26 protein-coding genes and 1 pseudogene are annotated in these 25,007 nt (G+C 70.6%); 21 read left to right on the top strand and 6 right to left on the bottom strand.

The features are described from left to right. Positions 1 to 15 precede the first annotated feature (15 nt). The 6 genes from ACIHFD_RS48235 (at position 16) to ACIHFD_RS48210 (ending at position 4,524) form a co-directional block, all read left to right on the top strand. Positions 16 to 993, top strand: a complete 978-nt coding sequence (locus ACIHFD_RS48235; RefSeq protein WP_397372629.1) for an ABC transporter substrate-binding protein — start codon at positions 16 to 18, stop codon at positions 991 to 993. Further along, positions 990 to 1,466 (top strand): GNAT family N-acetyltransferase, encoded by a 477-nt coding sequence (locus ACIHFD_RS48230; protein ID WP_355209462.1) that lies wholly within the window; start codon positions 990 to 992, stop codon positions 1,464 to 1,466. The genes ACIHFD_RS48235 and ACIHFD_RS48230 overlap by 4 nt, the downstream gene beginning before the upstream one ends. Before the next feature lie 51 nt (positions 1,467 to 1,517). Beyond that, positions 1,518 to 1,682: a hypothetical protein gene (locus tag ACIHFD_RS48225; protein WP_397372628.1), complete on the top strand. Its 165-nt coding sequence runs from the start codon at positions 1,518 to 1,520 to the stop codon at positions 1,680 to 1,682. 76 nt (positions 1,683 to 1,758) lie between these two features. After that, complete coding sequence (locus ACIHFD_RS48220; RefSeq protein ID WP_397372627.1) at positions 1,759 to 2,658, top strand: hypothetical protein; 900 nt, start codon at positions 1,759 to 1,761, stop codon at positions 2,656 to 2,658. Positions 2,659 to 2,946: 288 nt separating this feature from the next. Then, entirely contained in the window at positions 2,947 to 3,855 is a 909-nt protein-coding gene (locus ACIHFD_RS48215) for a glutathione S-transferase C-terminal domain-containing protein (RefSeq protein ID WP_397372626.1), read from the top strand. 135 nt (positions 3,856 to 3,990) lie between these two features. After that, a complete protein-coding gene (locus tag ACIHFD_RS48210) occupies positions 3,991 to 4,524 on the top strand; it encodes an OsmC family protein (protein WP_363971903.1) in 534 nt (177 codons plus the stop codon). Here ACIHFD_RS48210 and ACIHFD_RS48205 read toward each other — a convergent pair. After that, a complete protein-coding gene (locus tag ACIHFD_RS48205) occupies positions 4,478 to 4,690 on the bottom strand; it encodes a hypothetical protein (RefSeq protein WP_397372624.1) in 213 nt (70 codons plus the stop codon). The two genes, ACIHFD_RS48210 and ACIHFD_RS48205, sit on opposite strands and share 47 nt — an antisense overlap. 185 nt (positions 4,691 to 4,875) lie before the next feature. Between ACIHFD_RS48205 and ACIHFD_RS48200 the strand changes: the two genes are divergently transcribed. From ACIHFD_RS48200 to ACIHFD_RS48180, 5 genes are all read left to right on the top strand, one after another. Further along, positions 4,876 to 5,478, top strand: a complete 603-nt coding sequence (locus tag ACIHFD_RS48200; RefSeq protein ID WP_397372623.1) for a hypothetical protein — start codon at positions 4,876 to 4,878, stop codon at positions 5,476 to 5,478. A gap of 416 nt (positions 5,479 to 5,894) precedes the next feature. Continuing rightward, entirely contained in the window at positions 5,895 to 6,995 is a 1,101-nt protein-coding gene (locus tag ACIHFD_RS48195) for a sensor histidine kinase (protein WP_397372622.1), read from the top strand. Continuing rightward, the gene (locus ACIHFD_RS48190; protein ID WP_363971897.1) at positions 6,992 to 7,669 is read left to right on the top strand and encodes a response regulator transcription factor; all 678 of its coding nucleotides are present in this window, start codon (positions 6,992 to 6,994) and stop codon (positions 7,667 to 7,669) included. Before ACIHFD_RS48195 ends, ACIHFD_RS48190 begins: the two co-directional genes overlap by 4 nt. 58 nt (positions 7,670 to 7,727) lie before the next feature. Continuing rightward, complete coding sequence (locus ACIHFD_RS48185) at positions 7,728 to 9,206, top strand: ArnT family glycosyltransferase (RefSeq protein WP_397372621.1); 1,479 nt, start codon at positions 7,728 to 7,730, stop codon at positions 9,204 to 9,206. A gap of 9 nt (positions 9,207 to 9,215) precedes the next feature. Continuing rightward, positions 9,216 to 10,043 (top strand): polyprenol monophosphomannose synthase, encoded by an 828-nt coding sequence (locus ACIHFD_RS48180; protein ID WP_397372620.1) that lies wholly within the window; start codon positions 9,216 to 9,218, stop codon positions 10,041 to 10,043. Here the strand turns inward: ACIHFD_RS48180 and asnB are convergent. The 5 genes and pseudogenes from asnB to ACIHFD_RS48155 form a co-directional block, all read right to left on the bottom strand. Further along, a pseudogene (gene asnB / locus ACIHFD_RS48175) lies at positions 9,991 to 11,733 on the bottom strand (asparagine synthase (glutamine-hydrolyzing)); the annotation flags it as partial. The gene ACIHFD_RS48180 and the pseudogene asnB overlap by 53 nt on opposite strands. Continuing rightward, on the bottom strand, positions 11,730 to 12,929 hold the full coding sequence (locus ACIHFD_RS48170; RefSeq protein ID WP_397372619.1) for an aminotransferase class I/II-fold pyridoxal phosphate-dependent enzyme: 1,200 nt from the start codon (positions 12,927 to 12,929) through the stop codon (positions 11,730 to 11,732). The pseudogene asnB and the gene ACIHFD_RS48170, both read right to left, overlap by 4 nt. Positions 12,930 to 12,941: 12 nt before the next feature. Next, a complete protein-coding gene (locus ACIHFD_RS48165) occupies positions 12,942 to 13,760 on the bottom strand; it encodes a 2,3,4,5-tetrahydropyridine-2,6-dicarboxylate N-succinyltransferase (protein ID WP_397372618.1) in 819 nt (272 codons plus the stop codon). A gap of 2 nt (positions 13,761 to 13,762) precedes the next feature. Then, entirely contained in the window at positions 13,763 to 14,986 is a 1,224-nt protein-coding gene (locus ACIHFD_RS48160; RefSeq protein WP_397372617.1) for a diaminopimelate decarboxylase, read from the bottom strand. 21 nt (positions 14,987 to 15,007) lie between these two features. Continuing rightward, entirely contained in the window at positions 15,008 to 15,703 is a 696-nt protein-coding gene (locus ACIHFD_RS48155) for a class I SAM-dependent methyltransferase (RefSeq protein WP_397372616.1), read from the bottom strand. 326 nt (positions 15,704 to 16,029) lie between these two features. Here ACIHFD_RS48155 and ACIHFD_RS48150 point away from each other — a divergent pair, with 326 nt between their 5' ends. Genes ACIHFD_RS48150 through ACIHFD_RS48105 form a run of 10 tightly spaced genes read left to right on the top strand, consistent with a single transcriptional unit; the run spans position 16,030 to position 25,003 of the window. Beyond that, positions 16,030 to 16,866 (top strand): TauD/TfdA family dioxygenase, encoded by an 837-nt coding sequence (locus ACIHFD_RS48150; RefSeq protein WP_355209419.1) that lies wholly within the window; start codon positions 16,030 to 16,032, stop codon positions 16,864 to 16,866. Continuing rightward, on the top strand, positions 16,867 to 18,465 hold the full coding sequence (locus ACIHFD_RS48145) for a GMC family oxidoreductase (RefSeq protein WP_397372615.1): 1,599 nt from the start codon (positions 16,867 to 16,869) through the stop codon (positions 18,463 to 18,465). After that, positions 18,462 to 19,814: a hypothetical protein gene (locus ACIHFD_RS48140; RefSeq protein WP_397372614.1), complete on the top strand. Its 1,353-nt coding sequence runs from the start codon at positions 18,462 to 18,464 to the stop codon at positions 19,812 to 19,814. The genes ACIHFD_RS48145 and ACIHFD_RS48140 overlap by 4 nt, the downstream gene beginning before the upstream one ends. After that, positions 19,804 to 21,306: an AMP-binding protein gene (locus ACIHFD_RS48135; RefSeq protein WP_397372613.1), complete on the top strand. Its 1,503-nt coding sequence runs from the start codon at positions 19,804 to 19,806 to the stop codon at positions 21,304 to 21,306. The genes ACIHFD_RS48140 and ACIHFD_RS48135 overlap by 11 nt, the downstream gene beginning before the upstream one ends. Then, the gene (locus ACIHFD_RS48130) at positions 21,303 to 21,533 is read left to right on the top strand and encodes an acyl carrier protein (protein WP_350734063.1); all 231 of its coding nucleotides are present in this window, start codon (positions 21,303 to 21,305) and stop codon (positions 21,531 to 21,533) included. The genes ACIHFD_RS48135 and ACIHFD_RS48130 overlap by 4 nt, the downstream gene beginning before the upstream one ends. Then, entirely contained in the window at positions 21,530 to 22,453 is a 924-nt protein-coding gene (locus tag ACIHFD_RS48125) for an amidohydrolase family protein (RefSeq protein ID WP_350734065.1), read from the top strand. Before ACIHFD_RS48130 ends, ACIHFD_RS48125 begins: the two co-directional genes overlap by 4 nt. Next, the gene (locus ACIHFD_RS48120) at positions 22,450 to 23,361 is read left to right on the top strand and encodes a chlorinating enzyme (protein ID WP_397372612.1); all 912 of its coding nucleotides are present in this window, start codon (positions 22,450 to 22,452) and stop codon (positions 23,359 to 23,361) included. The genes ACIHFD_RS48125 and ACIHFD_RS48120 overlap by 4 nt, the downstream gene beginning before the upstream one ends. Then, positions 23,354 to 23,632 carry a hypothetical protein gene (locus tag ACIHFD_RS48115; RefSeq protein WP_397372611.1) on the top strand — a complete coding sequence of 93 codons (279 nt, stop codon included), beginning with the start codon at positions 23,354 to 23,356 and terminating at the stop codon, positions 23,630 to 23,632. The genes ACIHFD_RS48120 and ACIHFD_RS48115 overlap by 8 nt, the downstream gene beginning before the upstream one ends. Then, a complete protein-coding gene (locus ACIHFD_RS48110) occupies positions 23,633 to 24,547 on the top strand; it encodes a hypothetical protein (protein ID WP_397372610.1) in 915 nt (304 codons plus the stop codon). Further along, the gene (locus ACIHFD_RS48105; RefSeq protein ID WP_397372609.1) at positions 24,548 to 25,003 is read left to right on the top strand and encodes a GNAT family N-acetyltransferase; all 456 of its coding nucleotides are present in this window, start codon (positions 24,548 to 24,550) and stop codon (positions 25,001 to 25,003) included. It abuts the gene before it with no gap. Positions 25,004 to 25,007 lie beyond the last annotated feature (4 nt).

Genomic DNA, 25,007 nt, shown 5'->3' with positions numbered 1-25,007 from the left:
GAAGGACACCGTGACATGCGCGCTTCGCTCGCGCGGGCCCTCGCCGTGCCCGCGCTCCTCCTCCTGACCACCGCCTGCGGCGCCGAGCCCGCCGTCACCGCCCCGTCGGCCACCGCAGCCCCCGTGGTGGCGGGCAAGAAGATCAACCTCAGCCCTGACCAGAACCGGGTACGGGCCGACAAGGTGAACGCGATCGCGGCCCAGGTGCCCAAGGACATCGCCGCCGACGGCAAGCTCGCGGTGGGCTTCAGCGGCCAGGGCGCGGCGCCTCTGGTGTTCCGCGCCGACGACGACACCACCCTGATCGGCGTGGAGACCGACCTCGCCCAGCTCGTGGCCGACGTGCTGGGCCTGGAGATCTCCCCGCGGATCAGCTCGTGGGAGAACCTCTTCCTCGCCGCCAGGTCCGGCAAGGACGAGGTGGTCTTCAACAACGTCACGGTCACCGAGGAGCGCAAGGACACCTACGACTTCGCGACGTACCGGGTCGACCAGCTCGGCTGGCAGGTCCCCGGCAACAGCCCGATCAAGCAGATCGCCAAGCCGGCCGACATCGCCGGGCTGCGCGTCTCGGTCGGGTCTGGCACGAACCAGGAGAAGATCCTGCTCGACTGGGACAAGCAGAACAGGGCCGCCGGGCTGAAACCGGTCGAGATCCTCTACTACGAGAAGTACAGCGACGTGCTGCTGGGGCTCAAGTCCGGCCGCGTCCAGGCGTACTTCGGCCCGAACCCCACCATCGCCTACAACATCGCCGTCAGCGGCGGCTCCAGGATCGTCGGCACCTTCTCCGGCGCGGGCCCGGACCTGCAAGGACTCATCGCGGCCATGACCAAGAAGGACAACGGCCTGGTCAAGCCGCTCAACGAGGCGCTCAACACCGTGATCGAGAACGGTAAGTACAAGGAGGTGCTCGACCGGTGGGGTCTGGGCAACGAGGCGATCCCCGAGTCGCAGATCAACCCGCCCGGCCTGCCTCGGCAGGAGTCATGAGCGAGCTCACCGCGGAGGTGCGGCTCGTCCCCATGTCGGACCCGGCCGCCGCGCCGCTGCTGGCCGGGCTGCAACTGGAGTACACCTCCCGGTACGGGCCCAACGACGAGCTGGCGAGGTATCCGGAGTCCGAGTTCGCGCCGCCGTACGGGGCGTTCCTGATCGTGGTGTCCGGCGGCGAGACCGTGGCCGGCGGCGCGTTCCGCCGCTACGATGCGGCGACCGCCGAGGTCAAGCGCGTGTGGACGCACCCGCGCCACCGCCGCGAAGGGCTCGGCCGCCTCGTCGTACGCGAGCTGGAGCGGGAAGCGCTGCGCCGCGGGTACGGCCGGATCTACCTGACCACCGGGCCGCGCCAGCCCGAGGCCGTGCGCCTCTATCTGGCCAGTGGCTACGACCCGCAGTTCGACGTCGCCGACCGCCCCGCGCAGGGCCCGCTCGCCTTCGTCAAGGATCTGCATGGATTCCTGTAAAGCGAGTAGGGAAAGTTGACTATCTGCAACGTGTGATCGTACATTACCGGCATGAACGAGGACCGCGACGTGGCCGTCCGCACGGACCTCTCGGGGGATATGCACTGGTACGACCTCCCGGACGACGAGGCCGAGCTCGAGCAGGAGGAGCAGCCCTCCGCACCGCGGCGGTCCTGGTGGCGCCGGTCGGCGTTCACCGATGCCGCCGAGGCGTGACGGCGGCCACCGAGGAAACGTTCAAGGAAGGTCATCGTCCGTGCCCAGCCCCGAGCCGTCGCCTAGTGTCGCGGACATGTCGATCGACGAGAACGCCGCCCTGCTCCCCGACCTCGATCGCGCCGTGGTCGCGGTCGAGCCGCCGGTCGAGGGGGAGGGGCACTGGGCGGGCGCGCCCAGCGCGGTGGCCGCGGACGGGCTGATCTACCTCGCCTACCGGCTGCGCCGCCCGGTCGGGCAGGGGCGTGGGTACGCCGTCGTGGTCGCCCGCTCGGCGGACGGCGAGCGCTTCGAGACGCTGACCACCGTCACCCGCGAGCAGATGGACGCCGAGTCCCTGGAGCGGCCCGCGCTGGTACGCCTGCCGGACGGGCGCTGGCGGCTGTACCTGAGCTGCGCCACCACCGGCACCAAGCACTGGCGGGTGGAGGTGCTCGAGGCGGCCGACCCGGCGGCGTTCGACGCGCGCTCGCGGGTCACCGTTCTGCCGGGCGACCCGAAGACCGGAGTGAAGGACACGGTGATCGTACGGCGCGACGGCGTCTGGCACCTGTGGGCCTCCTGCCACCCGCTCGCCGACCCAGACGAGGCCGACCAGATGGTCACGGACTACGCCACCAGCGCCGACGGCCTGGAGTGGACCTGGCACGGCACGGCGCTGAGCGGCCGGCCCGGGCTGTGGGACGCGCGCGGCGTCCGGATCAGCGCGGTGCGCTTCGACGGCGACCGCGTGGTGGCGTTCTACGACGGGCGGGCGAGTGCGGCGGAGAACTACGAGGAGCGCACCGGCATCGCCGCCGGCACGGACCCGGCCGTGCTGACCGCGCTGGGCGAGGCCCCTGCGGCCGAGTCGCCGCATCGCGGCCGGGGCCTGCGTTACCTGGAGCTCGTGGACCTGCCGGGTGGCGGGGTCCGGCTGTACTACGAGTTCACCCGCCCGGACGGCGCCCACGAGTTGCGTACCGAGCTGCGATGATCAGGACCGGCGGCCGTTGCGTGACTGCCGCTGGCCCGGTGGCCGGGCGCCGACCAGCCCGCCGGAGCGCTCGCGGGGGCGGAGCCAGTCGCTGAAGTCCTCGCCGGTGACGCGCTGGAGCAGCCGGATGTCGTCGGCGAAGTAGGGGATGAGCCGCCGGCGCTGCTCCCAGGGCCACCGGGTTCCTCCTGGCGCTCGTCAAAGTAGCCCCATTTTCCTACCAGAAGTATGGGATATCAAGTACCCTATAAGTCGAGTAGGAAATAACTCTTGAAACCCGGAGAGCCCGTGTCCATCACCCAGACGCCGGTCTACGCAAGTCCCGTCGACCATGCCGCGTACGGTCATTACGGCCCCGGCCGTCTGCACCTCTCGCCGGACTGGAACCGCCCGATCTATCCCTTCCAGGGCCGCGTCACCGCCGACGGCTCCAGCGGATTCCGCGCCGAGCCCGGCCGCTACCACCTCTACGTCGCCTGGGTCTGCCCGTACGCCCAGCGCGCCGCCATCGTCCGCCAGCTCAAGGGCCTGGAGGACGTGGTCTCGCTGTCGTACGTCGACGACGAGCGCGACGGCCGCGGCTGGGCGTTCAGGGAGCGCCGCGGCCCCGACCCGGTCAACGGCTTCACCCTGCTGGAGCAGGCCTACGAGGCCACCGAGCACGCGTACGGCGGCCACATCTCGGTCCCCGTGCTCTGGGACCGGCGGACGGGCCGGATCGTCAGCAACAACTTCCCCGACATCACCATCGACCTGGCCACCCAGTTCGAGCAGTGGGCCGACACCTCCGTCGACCTCTACCCGGACTCGCTCCGCCCGGAGATCAACAAACTCAACGGCTGGATCTACTACGACATCAACGCCGGTGTCTCCCGGGTGGCGCGTGCCGCCACCGAGGAAGACCGCGAAAGCGAGCGCCACCGCGTCGTCGCGGCCCTGGAGCGGCTGGACGAGCGCCTGTCCGGGCAGCGGTTCCTGGCCGGCGACACGATCACCGAGGCGGACGTGCGGCTGTGGGTGACGCTGGCCAGGTTCGACTCCGAGTACAACCGCGGCGACCTCATCAGCGAGCGGACGCTGACCGACTTCGAGCACCTGTGGCCGTACGCGCGCGACCTCTACCAGCGGCCGGCGTTCAGGGAGACGATCGAGGGGCTGCCCGCCGCCTGGGACTCCCCGCACGGGCGGGGCCGATGACGCGCGAGCAGGTCCATCCGGCGGTGTCCCGTTCGACATCCCACCAGGACCGAACCGGCGCCGCGCGCCGTCATCGACACCCCGCTCGACACCCCGCTCGGCCCCGTGACCAGCGCTGATCAGACGAGAAAGACCATGAGCACCCTACGCGAGTACCTGTCACACAAACGCACCGCCCTGCTGGCCCGCCGGCAGGCACCCGCCGCCGGGCCGGTCCCGCTGCATGCCCACGTCACCGCCGAAGGCCGCAGCGGGATCCGGCGCATCAGGATCAGGGACTTCCAGATCATCAGCGACAGCGGGTCCGACTTCGCCGGCTACGACCTCGGCCCTACCTCGCCCGAGCTGCAGGCCGGCGTTCTGGGCAGCTGCGTCACGCACATCTTCCTGATCAAGGCGGCCGAGCTGGCGGTGCCGATCGACGCGCTGGAAGTGGACGTACAGGCCGAATACGACCCCAGGGCCCAGCAGCCGGGCGACGGCGACATTCCCGTGTACCCGCACAACTTCACCTATGAGGTGCTGATCGACTCGCCCGCCTCGGACGAGGAGCTGGCGAACCTGCACGCCGAGGTCGAGCGGGTGTGCCCCATCCTCAACCTGATCCGCAACCCACAGCCGGTCAGCGGAACGGTGGTCCGGACCCGGGCCGGCGCGCCGGCCCTCTAAGGCCGGACCGCCGGCCGAGCTCGGTGGCGATGTCGGTGAGGATCTGCGCGTAGTCCTCATGATCGAAGGTGAACGGCAGCGCGAACGCGACCTCGTCGATCTCCCGGAAGGCGGCATGGCCGTAGAGCCGTTCGGCGCGCCCGGCGCAGTGCTCGAGGTGGCACATCGCCGGTCCCATGCACTTCGGCGGCGGGCAGGAGGCGGTCCCGGCGGGCACCCGAGCCGCGCTGCCTGACGGTGACCGGTCGTGGCGTGCGCGTGGGGTCGATCGCGGTTGGGCGGGGAGTCCGTACCTCACGGCCGTCGGCGCCGAGATTGATCACGGTCGTACGCGTGGTGTTGGATGAAGCGGTGAACCGTGGACCGCTGGAGCTGCTGCACGAGGCCGTCGACCGCACCAGGGCCCTGACCCGGAGCCGCCCCGCCACCGGTCGCACCCACGATGACGCCGATCCCGTCGCCGGCAGCCTCGCGACCGACAGCGCGCAGCGCTTCGACCCCTTCCCGCTGCTGCGGGCTCTGGACGCGGCCGGAGCACGAGCGGTGGTGATCGGCCAGGTCGCCGGGATCCTGCACGGCTCAACGGAGCTGACCGGAGACCTCGACCTGCTGTGGGACGGAGCACCGGAGCAGGCCGACGCCCTGACACACGCCTTCGCCGCCGCCGGCTGCACGTTGCTGGACGACGAACATCGCCCCATCCCGCCCAGGCCGCAGGCGTTCCTGCGTCCCAAGGTGCCGTTCGACTCTCCGCAGGTGAGCGGCGACTGCTGCACGCCCGCCCTGCCGTGGGGAACACTGCCGGTACGCCCCTTGCTCAACCGGGCACTGACCGCCGTCGACACGGACGGTCTGCGGGTGCGCTACCTGCGCCGGGACGACCTCATCCTGATGCGCCGAGCCCTGGGACGCCCCAAGGACCTGCGCCGCGCCGAAGAACTCGAACGCCTTTGACAAGAACGCCGACGCTGACCGCAGGCGTGTGGGGCGCCGGTCGGCCAGGCGCGCACGCCCCGGCGGCCCGGACGCCCGGCTCGAGACGGTGAGCTCCCCGCCACCACCGAGAGCCCTGGTCCGAACGAGGGGTGCAGCGCCTGTTCGAGCTGATGCGGAACTTCTCTCATGAGCGGACGACCTGGTCCGGAGACGGCAGGTTCCGTCTGAAGCGGGTCACCCGTATCCGGCGAGAGGTATGGCCGCGCGAGGACGACCCCGAATTCGCCTTACTCGATGACTGCGAGTTCCTGAGTCTCGACTGCCGATCGCCCGCGGGCGTGCTCGTCAGGGGCCTCTGTCCTCTGACCGTGGGCAGATGGCGGGTACCACTCCGGGTGGATGCGTGCCGAACCGGCGGTTCCTACGATGGGCGGGTGGTGGTGACTCCCCGCTGGCTGTTACCGGCCGGCCTCGGGCTGCTGATGCTGCTGGTCGGGCTGTCGTGGGCGCAGACGATCACGCGTGGCTGCGGCTGCGGGTGGCCGTTCGCCGGAGGGGGCGCCTTCATCGTTCTCTGTCTCGTCATCGTGCGTACGGCGTCGGGCCGGCTCGCCGAGGTGGCCGGTCTCCTGGCCCCCGCGGCCATAGCGGCGCTCACGGGGCTCGCGGTCAACAGCATCGGCTGGTTCGTCCTGGTGATCTACATCGCGTTCGTCGCGCTGAACCTGCGGCTCTGGCCGGGCATCGCCATGTGGCTCGCCTCGCTTGCCGTGGTGGTCGCGGCGGCGTTCACCACGCCGGACCCCGGGTGGCCCAACTGGCTGGCGGCCGTGACGCTCGTCTTCTGGAGCGGCTGGGCCGCGCGTTACCGCATCGAGGTCGGCGAGCGGCTGCACCGCGCGGAGAGCACCGCCGCCGCTGCCGCCGCCCTGGCCGAGCGGCAGCGGCTCGCGGCCGATCTGCACGACATCGTCGCGCACACGCTCGCCGTGACGGTGCTGCATCTGGGGGGTGCGCGGCTGGCGCTCGAGCACGACCCCGGGGAAGCGGCGGCGGGGATCGCCGAGGCCGAGCGCCTTGCCCGGCAGAGCATGGCGGAGCTGCGAAAGGTGGTCCGCGTTCTCGCCGAAGAAGGCTCCGACCCGGCCGTGGTCGCCCCTCAGCCCACCGCGCCCCGGCTTCCCGAGCTCTTCGAGGAATACCGGACGGCGGGCCTGGAACTCGAGTCGAGCGTCGACGGTGAGCTGACGGCGGTGAGCCCGACGACCGGGATGGTGCTCTACCGGCTGATGCAGGAGGCACTGGCCAACGCGAGCCGCCACGCGCCGCGGAGTTCCGTCGAGGTACGGCTGCGCATATCGGAGGAAGGCGCCGTACGGGCCACGATCACCAATTCCCTGCCCGGCAGCCCACCTCGGCACAATGGCGGCATGGGACTTCGCGCGATGGCCGACAGGGTGCGCATGGTCGGCGGCCACGTCACCGCCGGCGTCGAGAACGACCGGTGGGTCGTACGGACGGAGCTGCCCGCATGATCTCGGTGGTGCTCGTCGACGATCAGGAGCTCGCCAGGGCAGGACTGCGGACGATCCTGCGCCAGCCGTACGGGTTCGACGTGGTCGGCGAGGCGGCCGACGGCCAGGCCGCGCTGGCGGAGGTCGCGCGCGTCCGGCCCGACGCCGTGGTCATGGACATTCGCATGCCGCGCATGGACGGGGTGGAGGCCACCCGCGCGCTGCTGGCCGCGGATCCGGCGTCCCGCATCCTGGTGCTGACCACGTTCGGCGAGGACAACATTCTGGCGGCGGCTCTGCGGGCCGGCGCGTCAGGGTTCTGCCTCAAGGACGCTCCGGCCGAGGACATTCAGCGGGCCGTACGCGCGGTGGCGGCGGGCGACGGCTGGCTGGACCCCGCCGTCTGCGGGCGGGTCCTGCGGCGCTACCGCGCGGATCCGGTGACCGATCCCGACGCGGTCCGGCGGCTCGGCGACCTCACCGCCCGCGAACTCGACGTGCTCAAGCTCATCGGCCGGGGGCTCACGAACGCCGAGATCGCCCACCGGCTCGTGATCGGCGAGGGCACGATCAAGACCCACATCGGCCGGATCTTCACGAAGCTGGCGGTGCGCGACCGGGCCGCGGCGGTCGTCTTCGCGTTCGACCACGGCGTCGTCCGCCCCGGGGAGTCGCCGCCTATGCCTGGGGTCTGACCCCAGGTTCTGTTCCCGGCCAGACGACAGACGGCGGGCCATCGGAAACCGTGGAGGCATGCTTCTTCAAGCCCCCCGACTCCGGAACACCGCTCCCTCGCTCCCGGCGATCGCCTGGCGGACCATCGGTCCCATCGCGGGCGTCGTCGTGGTCACCTTGCTGATGCTGAGCCCGTGGTACGGCTACCACCGCGACGAGCTCTACTTCCGCATGCTCGGCCAGACTCCCGCCTGGGGGTACTTCGACCAGCCCCCGCTGACCCCGCTCCTGGCGCGGCTGTCCACGGGGCTGTTCGGGGACACCATCGTCGGCCTGCGGGTCGTCCCCGCGCTGTGCGCTGGCCTGCTGATCCTCCTCGGTGCCGCGATCACGCGGGAGCTCGGCGGCCGCGCGAACGCGCAGACGCTCGCCGCCGCCGGCCTCGGCACCGGGATGTTCCCCCTGCTCGCCGGGCACACCCTGCTGACCCAGTCGGCCGACTTCGTGTTCTGGACGGCCTGCATCCTGTGCGTGCTGCGTGCCCTGCTGCGCGGCGACGGGCGATGGTGGCTGGCGGCCGGCGCCGTCGCGGGAGCCGCCACGTTCAACAAGCACCTCATCGTCCTGCTGATCACGGGCCTGGCCACCGGGCTGCTCATCACGGTCGGCATGGCGGTGAAGGGGCCGCGTGCCGTCTTCAGCGACAGGTGGTTCTGGTCCGGGGCGCTCCTGGCCGCGCTCATCGCCTCTCCGAACCTGCTCTACCAGGCCACCAACGGCTGGCCCCAGCTCACCATGGCCGCCACGCTCAGCGAATCCGTGAACCGGATCATGTTCGTGCCCATGCTGGTGGTGCTGCTCAGCATGGGAGCCTTCGCGATCGCCGTCGCCGGGTGGCTCTGGCTGCGCGGGCGGCCGGAGACCCGGCCGCTGGCCATCGCGTCCCTGGTGACGATCCTGCTCGGCTGGGCGTCGGGAGGACGGGCGGACTATGTCGCCGGGAGCCTGATTTTCGCCTTCGTGGCCGGCTGCGTGCCAGCCGCCACGTGGACGGAGAGCCGGGTCGCCCGGCGTCGGCTGGTGTGGTGGGGGCTGCTCGGCACCTCGGTCATCGGGATCGCCGTGGCGCTGCCGCTGCTCCCGCTGTCGGCGCTCGGCTCCTCGCCCAACGAGGTGTCCAGGGAGTCCGTGGGCTGGCCGCGCTTCGCCGCCCAGGTGGCCGGGGTGTACCGAACGCTGCCGTCCGGAACGGTCGTGCTCACCGCGAACTACGGCGAAGCCGGCGCGCTGGACCGGTTCGCGCCGGACATTCCCGTCTACAGCGGCCACAACGAGCTGTGGTTCCAAGGCCCACCGCCGGAAACGGCGCAGACGGTGGTCGCCGTGGGGTTGCCGCCGGAGCGGTTGCGGCTGCGCTTCACGCGCTGCGAATCCGCCAGCGACATCGACCACGGCACCGGCGTCGCGAACGAGGAGCAGGGCCTGCCCGTCACGGTCTGCTCAGGACCGCGGACTTCGTGGAAGACCGCCTGGCCCGACTTCCGGCACGCGAGTTGAGGAGCGATCATGAACACCGTCCTGGTCGTCACGCCGACCTACAACGAACGAGACACCCTGCCCGGCATCGTCGGCAGGATCCGCGCCGCCGTACCCGCCGCCCACATTCTCGTCGTCGACGACAACAGCCCCGACGGGACGGGCCTGATCGCGGACAGGCTCGCGGCCGAGCTCGACGGCGTGCACGTCCTGCACCGGCAATGCAAGGAAGGGCTGGGCGCCGCGTACCTGGCGGGCTTCCGCTGGGGACTCGACCGGGGCTTCGACGCGCTGGTGGAGATCGACGCCGACGGCTCGCACCCTCCCGAGCGGCTGCCCGCCCTGCTGGACGCGGCCGAGCGGGCCGACCTCGTCATCGGCTCCCGCTGGGTGGCCGGCGGCCGCGTGGCGAACTGGCCGCGCAGACGGGAGCTCCTCTCACGACTCGCGAACCGTTACGTACGGCTGGCGCTCCGGCTTCCGGTCGCCGACGCCACCGGCGGGTTCCGCGTCTACCGGGCCGCCGCACTGGAGAAGATCCTCCTCGGAAGCGTGGAGTCGCGGGGGTACTGCTTCCAGGTGGATCTCACGCTGCGAGCCGTCCGTCACGGGTGCACGGTGGCGGAGGTGCCGATCACCTTCGTCGACCGTACGAGCGGGGCGAGCAAGATGAGCGCCGGTGTCCTCTTCGAGGCGCTCTGGCGGGTGACCGTATGGGCCCTCAGGACAAGGACACCCGATACTCACGCACCCACGCGTTCAGCTCGACGAGCTGCACCAGCAGCTGCGCGGCGCTGGCCCCGCCCGGCAGTTGCGCGCGCAGCTCGTCGGCGCCGATCCGTTTCAGCAGGTCGTTGAGCCGCGGCGCGTCGAACATGGCGCGCAGCGGCGACTCGTTCGCGTTCACGATCCACGTCGCCTCGCGTACCAGCGCCTGATCGTGAGCCGGGTTCTGGACGTGCGGGTAGGCGCTCTTCTCCCGGGTCAGCGTCGTCGGCGGGAGGATGCCGGCCATCGCGTCCTTGAGCAGGCTCTTCAACCCACCCGAGCACTTCATCGACCAGGGGACGTTCCAGACGTACTGGACGAGCCGGTGGTCGCAGAACGGCAGCCGCACGTGAAGGCCCTGCGCCGCGCTCATCCGCTCCTTGCGGTCGAGCACGACGGCGAGCGGCCCCGCCATCCCGAGATAGAGCACCTCCCGCATGCGCGCGTCCAGCCCCGCCTCACCCGGCAGGCGCGGTACCTCGCCGAGGAGTTGCGCGTAGCGCGCCTTCTCGTCACCGTCCCGCGCGAGCTCCGGCACGAGGAAGTCGGCGAGTTTCGGCCCGTCCCCGAGCCACGGGAAGGTGTCGCGCCGGATCAGTTCGGTCTTGAAGAGGTACGGATACCCGCCGAAGAACTCGTCCGCCGCCTCGCCGGACAGCGCCACCGGCGTGTCCTGCCGCATCCGCCGGAACAGCAGATACATCGACGCGTCGAACTGCCCCCACCCGGGGAGGTCGCGCGCGCGGCGCGTCGCCGGGATCGCGGCGAGCAGGTCCGGCATCGTCGCCGTGAGCGTGGTGTGCCTGCTGCCCATGTACTCGGCCGCCGCCGCGGCGTACGGCGCGTCCACGTCCGGGCGCAGCTCCGTCGGCGCGAAGTGCGCCTTGTCGCTGTCGAACTCGACGCAGTACGTATCGAGCGCGTGCGGCAGCAGCCGAGCCGCCAGCGCCGCCACCGACGTCGAGTCCACGCCGCCGGACAGCATCGCGCCGCACGGCCCCGACGCGGGCAACTGGCCCGCCACGGCGTCATGGAGCAGCTCCCGCACGCGTTCGGCGGTCTCGGCTGGCGTGTGGTCGTGCGGCTCGCTCGTCAGCCGCCAGTACGCGCGCGAAACCGGCCCGTGGCCGGGTGTGTACGTGATGACGTGCGCGGGTTTGACCTCATGCACCCCGACGAGCGGCGTCTCACCGGCGAGCGTGAGGCGCGGCTGCAGCGCGATCGTCATCAGCGACCGGTCGAGAACCGGGGTGAACAGCGGATTCGCCATGATCCCCCTCGGGAGGGAGGCGAACAGGATCCCGCCCGCATAAGGGTGGTAGTAGAGCGGCTTCAGCCCCATGTGGTCCCGCGCCAGCAGCAACCGCCGGTCCCGCCCGTCCCAGATCGCGATCGCGAACGCGCCGACGAGACGGCCGACGAAGTCCGCGCCGTGCGTCAGGTAGGCGTGGAGCAGCACATCGGTGTCGGTGGCCACGGGGGACAGGCCGAGGGACCGGCGGAGAGCGGCCAGGTTGTAGATCGCGCCGTCGTACACGAGCACGACGGTCCCGTCGTCCGGCGAGGGGCCGCCGCGCGTCGCGAACAGCGCCGGTTGATGCCCTTCGCCGGCGCCCGGGGTCGTGCGGCGGCGATGGCCCAGCGCCGCGTGCCTGATGATGTGGACCGCGCCTCCGTCAGGCCCGCGATCGCCCATCGTGTCCGTCATGGCGCCCACGACGTCCGCCCGTTCCATGAGGTCGCGTTCGAGGTCGATCCATCCGATGAGGCCGCCGCTCATCTGGTCAGCTCCCCTGCAGTAGTAGTAGGTCTCGGCTCCGCGAGCGACCGCCGTACGCGGGTCAGCGCCTCGCGGGTGCGGTCCGGCGCGTGGACGAGCGCGATGCGCAGGTGGCCCGCGCCGGGATTGGCCCCGCGGTCGGTGGCCGCGCCGAGGTAGCGGCCCGGCATCGCCGTCACCGCTTCCTCCCGCCACAGCAGGCGCGCCGCCTCCTCGTCGTCCGGTACGGGGAACCAGAGGAAGAATCCCGCCTCGGCCCGCCGATAACCGGCGAGATCGCCGAACAGTTCGTCAGCGATATCCCAGTTCGCGCTCACGGCCGACCGCAGGCGCGCGACGTGCGCGTCATCCGCCCACAGCCCCGCCGCCACCGCGCACACCGGCTCCGCGAGCGAGACCCCGCAGGTGCGGTTGTGGTTCGCGTACGCCGCCACGCTCTCCGGATCCCCGATCACGAACCCGGACCGCAGGCCCGGCATCCCGGACCGCTTGGACAGGCTGTGGAGCACCAGGAAGCGCCCCGCTTCGCTCGCCGTGCCGGACGCCAGGAATCCGCCGCCCGCGGACGCGCCGTGGACGAGGTCGATGTAGCACTCGTCGACGACGAGCAGCGCACCGGCCACTCGCGTCGCCGCGCTGATCGCGCGTACCGTGCCGGGGCTGTGCGTCTCGCCGCGCGGGTTGCCCGGTGAACAGACGACGACCGCGGCGACGTCCCGCCGAGCGGCCACGGCGGCGGCGACCTCCGACGCGTGGCCGTAGAAGATCGCCCGGCCGCCCGCCGCCGACACCGCCGCGTGGTATGTGGGATAGAACGGATTGGGCAGGACGACCGCCGGAGCGGGCGAGCGGACGCTGCCGGAGACGGCGAGGGCGATGGCGGCCGTGACGGCCTGCTTCGTGCCGGGGGACGGCTCGATCGCGAGCGACCCTTCACGTACGGCGGCGCCGACGCGGGTGCCGAAGCGGCGTTCGAGCCAGCCCGTGTAGGCGGCACGGAGCTCGGGGGTGCCGCCGAGCGGGGGATACCGCGTCCAGCCGGCCACGTCAGCCAGGAGCCGGCCGTCCACCGGCGGCGTGACGAGGCGAGCCTCCCCGAGGTGGAGGGGGATCGGGGTGACGCCGGCAGGTGCGGGGATTCCCGCCAGGAGCGCGCGCAGCCGGTCGAAGGCGCTCGGCGATGAGGGTGACGGCATCGATGAAGGGGCTCAGTCGCGGACGAGGTCGTTCAGGGCCGTCTTGCCGCGGGTGCGGTCGTCGGCGTGCTTGACGATGATCGCCGCATACACCGATATATCGGGATTGTTGGCGTCGATGCGGGAGCCCGGGACGACGACCGCGTTCTCGGGGACCTCTCCGCACGTGACCTTTCCCGTGGCGCGGTCGACGATGGGGGTGGATCGCCCGAGGAAGACCCCCATGCCGATCACGGCGCCCCGCCGTACGACCACGCCCTCGGCGATCTCCGAGCGCGCGCCGACGAAGACGTCGTCCTCGACGATGACGGGCTGCTCACCGATGGGTTCGAGCACGCCGCCGATGCCGGCTCCGCCGGAGATGTGGCAGCGTGCGCCGATCTGCGCGCAGGAGCCGACGGTGGCCCAGGTGTCGATCATCGTGCCCGGGCCGATGTAGGCGCCCACGTTGACGAAACACGGCATCAGCACGACCCCGGGCGCCACGTACGCGCCGTGGCGGACGACCCCGCCGGGGACCACGCGCAGGCGCGCGTCGCGGAAGACGGCATCGTCCCAGGTCTCGAACTTGAGCGCGATCTTGTCGAAGCTCTTCGGCTGTCGCGGGCCGCCGGACCCGACCTTGTTCCGGCCGATCAGGAACGACAGCAGAATGAGCTTCTTCACGAACGTGTCGACCACCCACTCCGGCCCCTCCGGCCGCGCCGCGCGCAGCTCTCCACGGTCGAGGGCCGCGAGTCCGGCGGTGACGTGCGGCGCGAGGGCCGCCAGCTCGTCCGCGGACAACGACTCCCGCCGCTCGAAGGCGGTCTCGACCAAGCTCCTGTTCAAGGTCACGCTCCCCAGCGGACGGTCGCGATGTAGTCGTCGTAGGTCTCGGCGCGCCGGATCTCCACCACGTCGCCGCCGTCGGTGAGCATCAGCTCGGCGGGACGCAGGCGGCCGTTGTAGGTGAAGCCCATGGAGTGGCCGTGGGCTCCGGTGTCGTGGATGAGCGCGATGTCGCCGTCGCGTGGCTCGGGCAGCTCGCGGTCGACGGCGAACTTGTCCAGGTTCTCGCAGAGCGCGCCGACGACGTCGAATCTGCCGATCTCCCTGCCCTCGGCGTAGGGGAGGGAGATGTGGTGGTACGCGCCGTACATGGCGGGCCGCATCAGTGACGACATCGAGGCGTCCAGGCCGACGATCTCGTGGCCCTTGCGGCAGCGGTTGATGACGCGGGTGACGAGGACGCCGTGCGGGCCGGTCACGTACCGGCCGATCTCGGTGAGGATGCGCGGCCCGCCGGGGCCGAAGAACTCCTCCCTGGCGGCGAGGATCTCGTCCGCGTACGCCCCGAAGTCGATGGGTTTGTCGTCCTCGTGGTACGGGATGCCGAGCCCGCCGCCGACGTTCACGTACTCAAGCTCGATCCCGACGGCCTCGGCGACCCGCGCGCCGTGCCGGATGACGTCGGCGGCCGCCCGCGCGGCGCGGCTGGTGTCGAGCTCGTTGGCGCAGGTCATGCCGTGGATGCCGAACCGTCGCGCGCCACGGGCGACGGCGTCCGCGTACGCGTCCGCGAGCTCGTGCACGGGCACGCCGAACTTGCTGTGCGCCGCGTTGCCCATGAGCGCGCAACCGGCGGCCAGACCGGTGGGGGAGATGCGAAAGGCGACGGTCTCGGGAAGTTCATCGACCTTTTCCGCGAACGACCTGTCGTCGAACGTTATCAGCGCTCCCGCGGCGCGGGCCGTGCGATATTCGGACAGCGCGGTGTTGTTGGAGGTGAACACGATGTCACCGGCCTGCGCGCCGGCCGCCCCGGCAAGGCGCACTTCCACTGCGGAGGAGCAGTCGAAACCACTTCCGGCGGCGCGCAGCAACGCCAGGATATTCGGGTTCGGCAACGCCTTCACCGCGAAATATTGCCGGTACGAGGTGTCGCCGAATGCGCGCGTCATCGCCTCGTGGGCGGCCACGATGCCGCGCGCGTCGTAGAGATGGAATGGCGTGCCGTAATCCGCGACGAGATCGGGGAGCAGCGGCAGCAGTCGCTCGGCGAATTCAGCCGACATTGGCAAGGCGGGATCCGATCGTCAGGGTACGAGCGCGACGCAGATCGTGCGGTTGCGTATTCCGCTCACGGGCCGCAAATACGGGAAATAATAGCTTTCCACCGGCTCGAACCCGAAAGAAATCAGGCTCTTGTGCAGATAGTCCTTCGCGATGAACCAGAACCCGTCCACGTGCTGGTGCGGCGCGAAGTCGGCCTTGGCGTCGCGGGGCGCGTCGTTGGACAGGACCAGGTACGTTCCCGGCCGCAGGTCCAGGTCGCGCAGTTTGCCGAGGGCGGGGGCGAGCTCCCCGGCCGCGTCGAAGAGGTGGCCGAGCAGGCCGTCGGCGTAGATGGCCGAGACGTCGGCGGCGTCGGCGGGACGCAGGTCGAAGTAGTCGACGGTGCGAGCGTCGACCCCCTTCTTCCTGGTCAGCTCGACGGCTTCGGCGTTGCAGTCGATGGCGCGCACGTCGCGGTCGTGCGCGACGAGGTCGCCTTCGACGAAGCCGTTGCCGCAGCCGAGCGACAGCACCGCCGCCCCGGGCGCGGTCAGCATCAGGATCTTGAGGACGATGTGCGCACGGTATTCGGGGACGTAGGTCGACGGGGTGATGGAGTCGTTGAAAGCGCCACCGCTCTCCCAAATGTCATAGATGCTCTGCGAGGCGGAGCCGACGGAGCGAGGCAGGCAGTAATAGTCGTGAATGCGCGCCAGCTCCGGTCTGGATTGCGGCACCCTTTCCCTCCCTGGGTTGACGGTGTCGAAGCCGTGCCGGCGGGGCGGATTTCTCGCCGTTGAGTTTCCGGTCGTCGGACGAGCGGCAGGAGCGTAACACGCGGCCGACGGCGGGCAAAGGCCCCTGTCCAATTCCGGCCGGAGCAAAGGCCGGCGCACGCTCATTCGTTGGGTGTGAGAAGTTTGTAACATGTAAACTCGCTGGTCGGTGCCGGTGCATGGATTTTGTCACGACTCTTATCGGGGTCGCTCGCCGGGCCGATTACGGAAAATGAAAGTTTCCCGCGTCCTTGCGCCGCGCGGCGGCCGGGTCGTATGCTCCCGCCGTGCTTGAGTTGATTCCCATCACGGCGGGTATTGGCACCGAAGTCCGCGGGATCGATGTCACCGGTGATATTTCCGACCATGATTTCGAGCGCATCTATCGCGCCTGGATCGACACCACCATTTTGCTGATCAGGGGTCAGGAAATGACCCCGGCCGAACAGGTGGAGTTCAGCCGCAGGTTCGGTCAGGTGGTCACGTACACCCGGTCCCAGTTCAACGCCGACGACCATCCCGAGATCCTCGTCCTGTCGAATCTGACCCGCGACGGCAAGCCGATCGGCTCGGCGTACAGCGGCCGGGTGTGGCACAGCGACGGCGCGTACCTGACCGCCCCGCCGGCGGGGTCGATGCTGTACGCCCGCGAGGTCCCGCCGGTCGGCGGGGACACCTGGTACGGCAACATGTACGCCGCCTACGAGGCGCTCCCGGACCAGGTCAAGGACCGGATCGCCGATCTCAGGGTCGTCATCAGCCGGGTCCGGTCACGGCCCTACAACTACCCGGACCGGCCGCCGCCCACCGCGAAGGAACGCGAGGAGTGGGCGGACGTCGCGCACCCGATCGTGAAGGTGCACGACGTGAGCGGGCGCAAGGCCCTGTACGTCGGCGGCAACGTGCCGTGGCGGATCGAGGGGATGTCCGAGGACGAGAGCCGGCCGCTCATCACGTTCCTGCAGGAGTTCGCCACGATGCCGCGGTTCACCTACCGCCACCGGTGGCAGGCCGGCGACATCGTCCTGTGGGACAACCGCAGCGCCATGCACCGGGCCACCTCCTACGACCACGTCAAGCACCGGCGCCTGATGCACCGGACCACCCTCGCGGCGGCCGGTTAGATGCGGGCGGACTACATCATCGTGGGGGCGGGCGCGGCGGGGTGCGTGCTCGCGTCGCGGTTGTCCGAGGACCCCGGCACACGGGTGCTCCTGCTGGAGTCGGGGTCGCGGCGGCGCAGCCCGCTGCTGTCGATCCCGGCCGCCGAGACCATCCTCATGGGCAACCCCAGGTACGACTGGTGCTTCGAGACCGACGCCGACCCGACGATCGGCGGCCGGACCCTGCGCATCCCCCGCGGGCGCCTGCTCGGCGGATCCAACCAGATCAACGGCATGATCTTCGTCCGTGGCCAGCGCGAGGACTACGACGAGTGGGAGCGGCTCGGCAACCCCGGCTGGTCGTGGGCCGATGTCCTGCCGTACTTCAGGAGCCTGGAGAGCGCGGGGGTCGGCGGGCCGAGCCGGGGGAGCGACGGGCTGATCAGCGTCGGCCTGCCGCGCGAGCGTGACGAGCTGTGCGACGCGTTCCTGGTGGCCGCGCAGAAAGCCGGATACCGGGAGAACCCCGACTACAACTCCGGTGACCAGGAGGGCTTCGGCTACTACCAGGTCAACCACGACCGCGGCCGCCGCTCGTCGGCCGCGGGGACGTATCTCCGCCGTGCGCTGCGGCGGCCCAATCTCATGGTGCTCACCGAGGCGCATGTCACCGGGCTGCGGTTCGAGGGAACGCGCTGCGTCGGCGTCAGCTTTCGCCACCAGGGCCGGGCGCGGCAGGCCGGCTGCCGGCGCGAGGTGATCCTCAGCGCGGGGACCGTCCAGTCGCCGCAACTGCTCGAACTGTCGGGGATCGGCTCCGCCGACGTGCTCGCCGCGGCCGGGGTGCCGGTCGTGCACCATCTGCCCGGCGTGGGCGAGAACTTCCGCGATCACTACGCGACCCGGCTGCGCTGGCGGGTCCGCCGTCCCATCACGTTCAACGAGCGCTCGCGCGGCCTGCGCCTGGCCCGCGAGGTCGCGACGTACGTGACGCGCCGCCGGGGGCTGCTCAGCCTGCCCATCGCGCTCGGCCACGGGTTCGTCCGCTCGTCCGGGGCCGAGCAGCGGCCGGACGTCCAGTTCCACTTCGCCCCGGCCAGCTATGGCGCGGGGGCGACCCGGCGGCTGGACACGGCTCCCGGCATGACCGTCGGCGTCTATCCGCTGCGGCCCGAGTCGGCCGGATCCATCCACATCCGCTCCGCTGACCCGATGGCCCCGCCCGCGATCCGGCCGCGCTTCCTCGCCGCCGAGGCCGACCGCGCGCGGCTGGTCGCCGGGATGCGCATCGCGCGCCGCGTCGTCGAGGATCCCGCGCTCGACGCGTACCGCGAGTTCGAGCTGATCCCGGGCAAGGACGTCCGGACCGACGACGAGCTGGTCGCCTACGCGCGGGAGAACGGCGACACGTCCTATCACCCGGTGGGGACGTGCCGGATGGGCGCCGACCCGATGTCGGTCGTCGACCACCGGCTGCGCGTCCACGGCCTGTCCGGGCTGCGCGTGATCGACGCCTCGGTGATGCCGACCATGGTCTCCGGCAACACGAACGCCGCGAGCATGATGATCGGCGAAAAAGGCGCAGCGCTCGTTATCGCCGATTTCCTGGAGAACGCATGAGGTTCGACTACGCACGCAACCTGGCCGCCGCCGGGACCTTCCGTGACTGGCGCAGCGCCTTCTGGCCGCCGTCCGACGGCTACCAGCTGGCCTGCCTCGACCTCGCGGCCGAGACCCCGGACCTCGGTGATGGCTTCCTCGCCGGGCTGGCCGCGCTGAAGGCGGCCGTCGACGCCGACTGGCAACGGGTCAAGGAGGCGGCGGGGCCGCCCGAGGACGCGCGGGAAAGACGGCGCTTCCACGCCCCGGCGCTGGTCGCCTCCGCCATGCGTGACATCGCCAAGCACCTGCCCGGCGACGCCGACCGGCGCGCGCTCGCGCTGCGCGCCGACGCCGTCGAGCACGGCTACCCGGCCGAGGCCCTGTGCGAGCTGGCGGAACTGCGGGAGGACGTGACGCTCGTCGCGGGCCATCTCGGCACCTGGTCGGGCAAGGACCCCGGCGGGCTGCCCACAGCGTTCGCCTGCCGCCGCGACGACGTGGGGCAGGAGTTCGTGGCCGCCGCGCTCGCCGAGCGGCACCAGGTCGAGCCGTACCTGCGCACGCTCATGGCGGACCTCCGGCTCGGCGACCTCCCGGCGTTCGGCGCGACCCGGCTGTTCTTCATGGCAGGGGAGGGCAACCTGCACCCCAAGCACATCGCGTACTTCCTGCCGGAGGACGAAGGGGTCGACGAGTCGCCGTACAAGAAGACCTACTACTTCCGCAACACCCACCGGGCCGTCCTCGACACGGTGTCCGGGCCGCTCTCCGCCCGGTACGCGCGGGTGGGGAACGGGTTCGACCCGGCGGCCGAGCGGTTCGCGGGGATTCCGACGCTCGGGGTGCTCAGCCACGAGTTCGGGCACTTCGTGCACCGGCCCGCCACGGACTTCACCCCGCTGTGGACCGCCGACCCGTGGGTCGTGGGGGTGCTCCAGGAGACGGCCGCCGACGTGTTCGGCATCCTCGTCCTCGCCGAGGTGTGGGCCGGGCCGCTCGGGCTGGACCAGGCCGACGTCATCGCGTACTACCTGGCCGAGTGCCTGCGCTACGTGGACCGCGGGCTCGGCACGTTCCCCGACAGCGACGGCATGTTCCTCCAGCTGTCCTACCTCGCGAAACTCGGCGCGCTCGCGCTCGACGGCCTTGCCCTCGCCGGTGAGCCGGACGCGGTGCTCGCCGGGCTGCGGTCGCTGGCCCGCGTCCTCGCCGAGACCCTGTTGTTGCCGGACCCCGGGCCCGCGCTCGCCTTGCACGCCGCGTACGGCCCGGCCGACCTCGGGCCCCTCGAGCCGCTGGTCGAGGAGTTACGCCGCAGGCCCATGCGGTCCGTCGAGTACGTCCAGGAACACCTCCATGTTCGTTGACTCCTTGGTGGACAGGCTCGCCGAGCACCCCGGGCAGCGGATGCGGTTCCTGTCGCGCGACGGGAGCACGCTGGTCAGGACGTACGCCGAGATCCACGACGACGCCCGCCTGCTGATGGCCGAGTTGCGCGACAGCGGCCTCGGCGCGGGCGACCTCGTCGGCGTGCTCGGCCCCAACTCCTACGAGTGGATCCTCGCCGACCTCGCGCTGCTCGCCCTCGGCTGCGTCCCCGTCGCCATCCCCGCGGAGAACCGTCACGATCCCGCGGAGATCGGCGCGCTCGTCGGCACGTACCGGCTGGCCGCGCTGCTGCTGACCCGGGCGCTCCCGGGCGAGGCCGGCCTGCCCGCGGCCACCGCCATCCTCTCCGACCGGCCGGTCAAGCTCGACCCGGTACGGCACCCCGGCGCTCCGGCGCTGCCGCCCGGCGTGCGCACGATCGCGTTCTCCTCGGGCACCGCGGGGACGCAGAAGGGCCTGCTGCTCACCGACGACGGCATCGCCAACACCGTCGAGCTGTCGGCCCGAGCGTGGCAGGTCACGCCGGACGACGACATCGCGATCGTGATGCCGTACTCGAACTTCCAGCAGCGCTACCTCACCTACCTCGCGATCTGGACGGGCTGCGCGGCCACCGTCGTCCCGCCGGAGATCATGTTCCAGGCCTTCAAGACCGTGGAACCCACGATCATCCTCGGCCCGCCGTCCTTCTTCGAGCTGCTCCACAACCGGGTCATGGCCGCCGCCCCGGCCGAGCGCATGGACAAGGGCCGCGGGTGGCTGTCGATGTACGGGTCGCGGGTGCGGCTCATGTACACCGGGTCCGCGCCGGTGCCGCCGGCCATGGTCACCCTGTTCCAGGAGCTCGGCGCGCCGCTCTACGAGCTCTACGGCAGCACCGAGATCGGCTGGATCGCCATGAACGTGCCGGGCCAGGCCAGGGTCGGCACCGCAGGACGGCCCGTGGACGGCATCACCGTCGAACTCGGCGACGACGGCGAGGTCGTCGTGCGCGCCGAGCGGCCCCAGGTCGTCGGATACGTGTACGAAGGCGTCGACACGCAGGACGCGGTCTTCCTCCCCGACGGCAGGATCGCCACCGGCGACCTCGGGGTCATCGAGGACGGGTTCCTGAGGCTCACCGGCCGCAAGAAGAACGTGATCATCACCCGGAGCGGGGTGAAGATCAACCCGGCCGAGCTGGAAGCCGACGTCGAACGCGCCTTTCCCGGCGTCCGCGCCATGGTGGCCCTGCCGGACGGCGCCGCGCTGCTCGCCTGCGTCGTCTGGGCCGAGGACACAGGTAGGGCGGCCGAGATCGAGGCGTACATCAAGCGGAGGAACGCGGGCCGCGAGCCGTCGCACCGGATCGCGACGACTCTCGTCCGCCCGGCGGAGGAGCTCACCGTGGAGAGCGGTCTGCTGACCCGGAACTTCAAGATCGACCGTGGCGCGGTCGCGCGCGCCGTCTGGGGGAGTGGCGACAGGTGACCGAGGACGCGCTCTGCCAGATCATCGCCAGCGTTCTGCCCGGCAGGGACGTGGCGCCGTCCATGAGCCTCAGGAACGACCTCGGCGTCGACTCGATCGGGCTCATGAGCATCGTGTTCGTCCTCGAGGAGCAGACCGGCATCGACGCCATGAGCCGCATGGGGGAGTTCATCGAGGCCGAGTACGTGCACGACATCGTCGGCATCTGCCTGGGAGCGAACTCATGACGATCATCGACTTCCACTGCCACGTCGCGGCCGAGATGTGCTTCCCGCCGTCGTTCCGCGACGGGGTCATCGACAACATGGCCGCGGCCATGCAGGCGCGCGGCCTGCCCGCCACGAAGGAACGGCTGCGCCGCATGCACGACGCGACCCTCCAGGACCCGCTGTGCGACCAGCTCGTGAAGGAGATGGACGACGCGGGGATCGACGAGGCCGTCCTGCTGCTGCCGGATTTCACGTACGCGCTGAAGGACAGCACGCACTCCATCGAGGAGATCATCGATCACCACAAGGCGGTCGTCGATCGGCATCCCGGCCGCTTCCGCGTCCTGGCCGGCGTCGACCCGCGCTGGGGGGCCGACGGGATCGCGCTGTTCGAGCGGGCCGTCGTCGAGTACGGCTTCGACGGCATGAAGCTCTACCCGCCGTGCGGCTACCGCCTCGACGACAAGGCGCTCTACCCGTACTACGAGATCTGCGCGCAGCACCGGCTGCCGGTGCTGTCGCACATCGGCGCGACCTCCCCGGCGCTCGACTTCGAGATCGCGCTGCCCATCTACGTGGACCGGCCCGCGCGCGACTTCCCCGGCGTGGACTTCGTGCTCGCGCACGGCAGCGTCCACTACCCCGACGAGTGCGCGATGCTCTGCAACAACCGGCCGAACGTCTACATCGACGCCAGCGGTTACGAGGCCCCCGACGGCGTGGCGGGACTCAACCGGTTCTTCCGCCGCAACATCAACCACAAGGTGCTGTTCGGCACCGACTGGCCGATCTTCCGGCTGCAGGGCAAACAGACGAACTTCGTGGAACGACTCACGGCCGAAGGAGCCTTCCCGGCTGAGATGACCCAGGCCGATCGCGACCTGTTCATGGGGAAGAACGCGAAACGGCTCCTCGACAAGAAGGGCACAGGCAGATGACCACGTTGACCGACGGCCTCACCGCCGAACAGGTCCGGTTCTTCAAGGACAACGGCTACGTCGGCCCCTTCGATCTCTACGAGCCCGACGAGGCTCAGAAGATCTGGAGCAAGGCCATGATCGAGATGGCGCTGTCGAAGAACAAGCCGCACAACTCGACGGTCATCAACTATGACCGGCACCTGGACTGCGACACGCTCTCCGAGCACATCTCGCGGCCGGAGATCGTGAACAAGCTGCGCTCGCTCCTGGGTGAGGACATCATCTGCTGGAAGTCCAACATCTTCCAGAAGCAGCCGGGTGACGCGGGCACCGGCTGGCACCAGGTCGAGAAGTACATCGTCGGCGAGACCACGACCGCCGCCACGCCGTCGCTGAGCTTCGCGTACGACCGCGACGACGACGCGGTCCTCCAGGACGTCAGCGTCTGGACCGCCTTCTCCCCGGCCCAGCGCGAGAACGGCTGCCTGCGCTTCATCCGCGGCAGCCAGAAGCGCTGGTTCTACGACGAGAACAAGCGGCTCACCAAGGGCCCGCAGCGCAAGACCGACTTCTTCGGCTACGACTACTCCGAGCTCCAGCTCGACCCCGACTGGGACCCGGAGAAGGAGGACGTCGTCGAGATGGAGATGGGCCCCGGGCAGTTCGTCCTGTTCGTCGAGAAGTGCGTCCACGGGTCCCTGCCCAACGTCAGCGACCAGACCCGCCTCGGCTACGCCTCCAGGTACGTGATCCCGCAGACCAAGGTGTACGAACACGTGGACAGGCTGGTCGAGTTCGGCGACGAGATCGCCCTCGACTACCACGGCTGCGTCCTGGTCTCCGGCGAGGACAGGTACGGCTACAACCGCATCTACACCGAGAACCTCAACGGGTTCGCGTTCAAGCGGGTGCCCGCCGATGCCTGACATCGACGACCGGCTGCGAAACTTCGTCGACTTCCTCGGCACGCAGCCCATGGCACCGGACCTCACCTACGACGAGGTCGCGCAGAGCAGGTCGCGCGCCGAGCTCGGGATCAGCTCGCTCAACATCCTCATCCTCGTCAACAGCTACATCGAGGAGAAGGCGAACGGGCGGATCGCGTTGCGCCCCGAATGGGTGCCGATGCTCGAGGACATCGACGGCATCCTGTCGGTGATCGAGGAAATCGACGCGAGCACGCCGGCCGAGGTCTGAGTGGGCGGCATCGGGTCCTTCGCGTACGTGGTCGGCGACGCCATAGGCCGTCCTGAGGACATCCCCGGGTTCGAGGACCTGTGGCGCGCGGTGTCGCCGGACACCGCGTTCGCCGCGATGGGCACGGGCACCTACCGGAAGATGACCGGGCCGCTCGTCCCGTACGTCGTGGACTGCGTGGCGAAGGTGCTGAGCACGCACGGGGTCCGCGCGGCGGAGGTGGACCGGCTCGTGCTCGCGACCTCCGACGGCGTGCTCGGCCTGCTCGGCAGGGACGTCGCCGTCGAGGTCATGCGCGCCGCCGGGCTGACCGCGTGCGTTCCCGCGATCGTGTCGCTCCAGCAGTGCTGCAGCTCGCTCGAAGCCCTTCGGTACGCCTGGGGCCTGGCCGGCGCGGAGGCCGGCGCGGGCGCGCGCAACGTCGTGCTGGTGGCGCTGGACTTCACCCCGGACGACCGCGACCGGGTGAAGTCCTTCGCGCTCTTCGGGGACGCCGTGGCGGGCTGCCTGATCAGCCGTGACCACGGCGGCCTCACGCTCGCCGGGACCGGGCTGGCCGCGGACTTCTCCGGCATGGTCGGGCAGGACACGTTCGCGTCCCGGCAGGCGGTCGCCCGGGCCGCGCTGGACCAGGCGTTCCGTCAGGCGGGCCGGGTGCCGGGGGACGTCACGAAGATCTTCACCTCGAGCCTGTTCGCTCCCATCGTGAGCTTCAACGCGATGGCCGCCGGCCAGGCCCGCGAGCTCCTGCACTTCCAGGGGCCGATGACCCGGTACGGTCACTGCGGTAACGCGGACTGGCTGATCAACCTGATGGACCACACCGACAAGTCCGGCCCGGAGCGAGGAGCGCTCTACCTCGCGCAGGCCTCCGCACCGGGCTTCTTCGCGTGCGCACTACTGGAGGCAGAGTAAATGAAGATCGTGGTCGACGACCTGCGCGGACCGGAGATCGCCGCGTTCCTGGAGGAACACCTGCGGGAGATGCACGCCATCACCCCCGCCGAGAGCGTGTACGCGCTCGACCTCGACGGGCTGCGCGTCCCCGAGGTCACGTTCTGGTCGGTGTACGACGGCGACCAGCTCGTCGGCTGCGGCGCGATCAAGCGCATCGACGACGGGCACGGCGAGGTCAAGTCCATGCGCACCGCCCACGAGCGGCGGCGCGACGGCATCGCGAGCCTGCTCCTCGCCCACATGCTGGAGGAGGCCAAGGCGATGGGCCTCGAGCGGCTCAGCCTGGAGACCGGCTCGACCGAGCACTTCGAGCAGGCGCGGAAGCTGTACGCGAAGTTCGGCTTCGAGCCCTGCGGTCCGTTCGCGGGCTACGGCCCCGACCCGCACAGCGCCTTCATGACCCGGACGCTCTGACGGC

The sequence above is a fragment of the Nonomuraea sp. NPDC051941 genome (assembly GCF_044593615.1).
Note: the sequence above shows the minus strand (reverse complement) of the source record. Positions and strands in the feature narration are given on the sequence as shown.

Excerpts from the sequence above, each read along its gene's own strand:
- ACIHFD_RS48160 (WP_397372617.1), bottom strand. The coding sequence starts at position 14,986 with ATGTCGGCTGAATTCGCCGAGCGACTGCTGCCGCTGCTCCCCGATCTC.
- ACIHFD_RS48205 (WP_397372624.1), bottom strand. The coding sequence starts at position 4,690 with ATGTGCCACCTCGAGCACTGCGCCGGGCGCGCCGAACGGCTCTACGGC.
- ACIHFD_RS48120 (WP_397372612.1), top strand. The coding sequence starts at position 22,450 with ATGACCACGTTGACCGACGGCCTCACCGCCGAACAGGTCCGGTTCTTC.
- ACIHFD_RS48185 (WP_397372621.1), top strand. The coding sequence starts at position 7,728 with ATGCTTCTTCAAGCCCCCCGACTCCGGAACACCGCTCCCTCGCTCCCG.
- ACIHFD_RS48125 (WP_350734065.1), top strand. The coding sequence starts at position 21,530 with ATGACGATCATCGACTTCCACTGCCACGTCGCGGCCGAGATGTGCTTC.
- ACIHFD_RS48115 (WP_397372611.1), top strand. The coding sequence starts at position 23,354 with ATGCCTGACATCGACGACCGGCTGCGAAACTTCGTCGACTTCCTCGGC.
- ACIHFD_RS48210 (WP_363971903.1), top strand. The coding sequence starts at position 3,991 with ATGAGCACCCTACGCGAGTACCTGTCACACAAACGCACCGCCCTGCTG.
- ACIHFD_RS48190 (WP_363971897.1), top strand. The coding sequence starts at position 6,992 with ATGATCTCGGTGGTGCTCGTCGACGATCAGGAGCTCGCCAGGGCAGGA.
- ACIHFD_RS48180 (WP_397372620.1), top strand. The coding sequence starts at position 9,216 with ATGAACACCGTCCTGGTCGTCACGCCGACCTACAACGAACGAGACACC.
- ACIHFD_RS48230 (WP_355209462.1), top strand. The coding sequence starts at position 990 with ATGAGCGAGCTCACCGCGGAGGTGCGGCTCGTCCCCATGTCGGACCCG.
- ACIHFD_RS48140 (WP_397372614.1), top strand. The coding sequence starts at position 18,462 with ATGAGGTTCGACTACGCACGCAACCTGGCCGCCGCCGGGACCTTCCGT.
- ACIHFD_RS48145 (WP_397372615.1), top strand. The coding sequence starts at position 16,867 with ATGCGGGCGGACTACATCATCGTGGGGGCGGGCGCGGCGGGGTGCGTG.
- ACIHFD_RS48170 (WP_397372619.1), bottom strand. The coding sequence starts at position 12,929 with ATGCCGTCACCCTCATCGCCGAGCGCCTTCGACCGGCTGCGCGCGCTC.
- ACIHFD_RS48225 (WP_397372628.1), top strand. The coding sequence starts at position 1,518 with ATGAACGAGGACCGCGACGTGGCCGTCCGCACGGACCTCTCGGGGGAT.
- ACIHFD_RS48235 (WP_397372629.1), top strand. The coding sequence starts at position 16 with ATGCGCGCTTCGCTCGCGCGGGCCCTCGCCGTGCCCGCGCTCCTCCTC.
- ACIHFD_RS48135 (WP_397372613.1), top strand. The coding sequence starts at position 19,804 with ATGTTCGTTGACTCCTTGGTGGACAGGCTCGCCGAGCACCCCGGGCAG.
- ACIHFD_RS48220 (WP_397372627.1), top strand. The coding sequence starts at position 1,759 with ATGTCGATCGACGAGAACGCCGCCCTGCTCCCCGACCTCGATCGCGCC.
- ACIHFD_RS48105 (WP_397372609.1), top strand. The coding sequence starts at position 24,548 with ATGAAGATCGTGGTCGACGACCTGCGCGGACCGGAGATCGCCGCGTTC.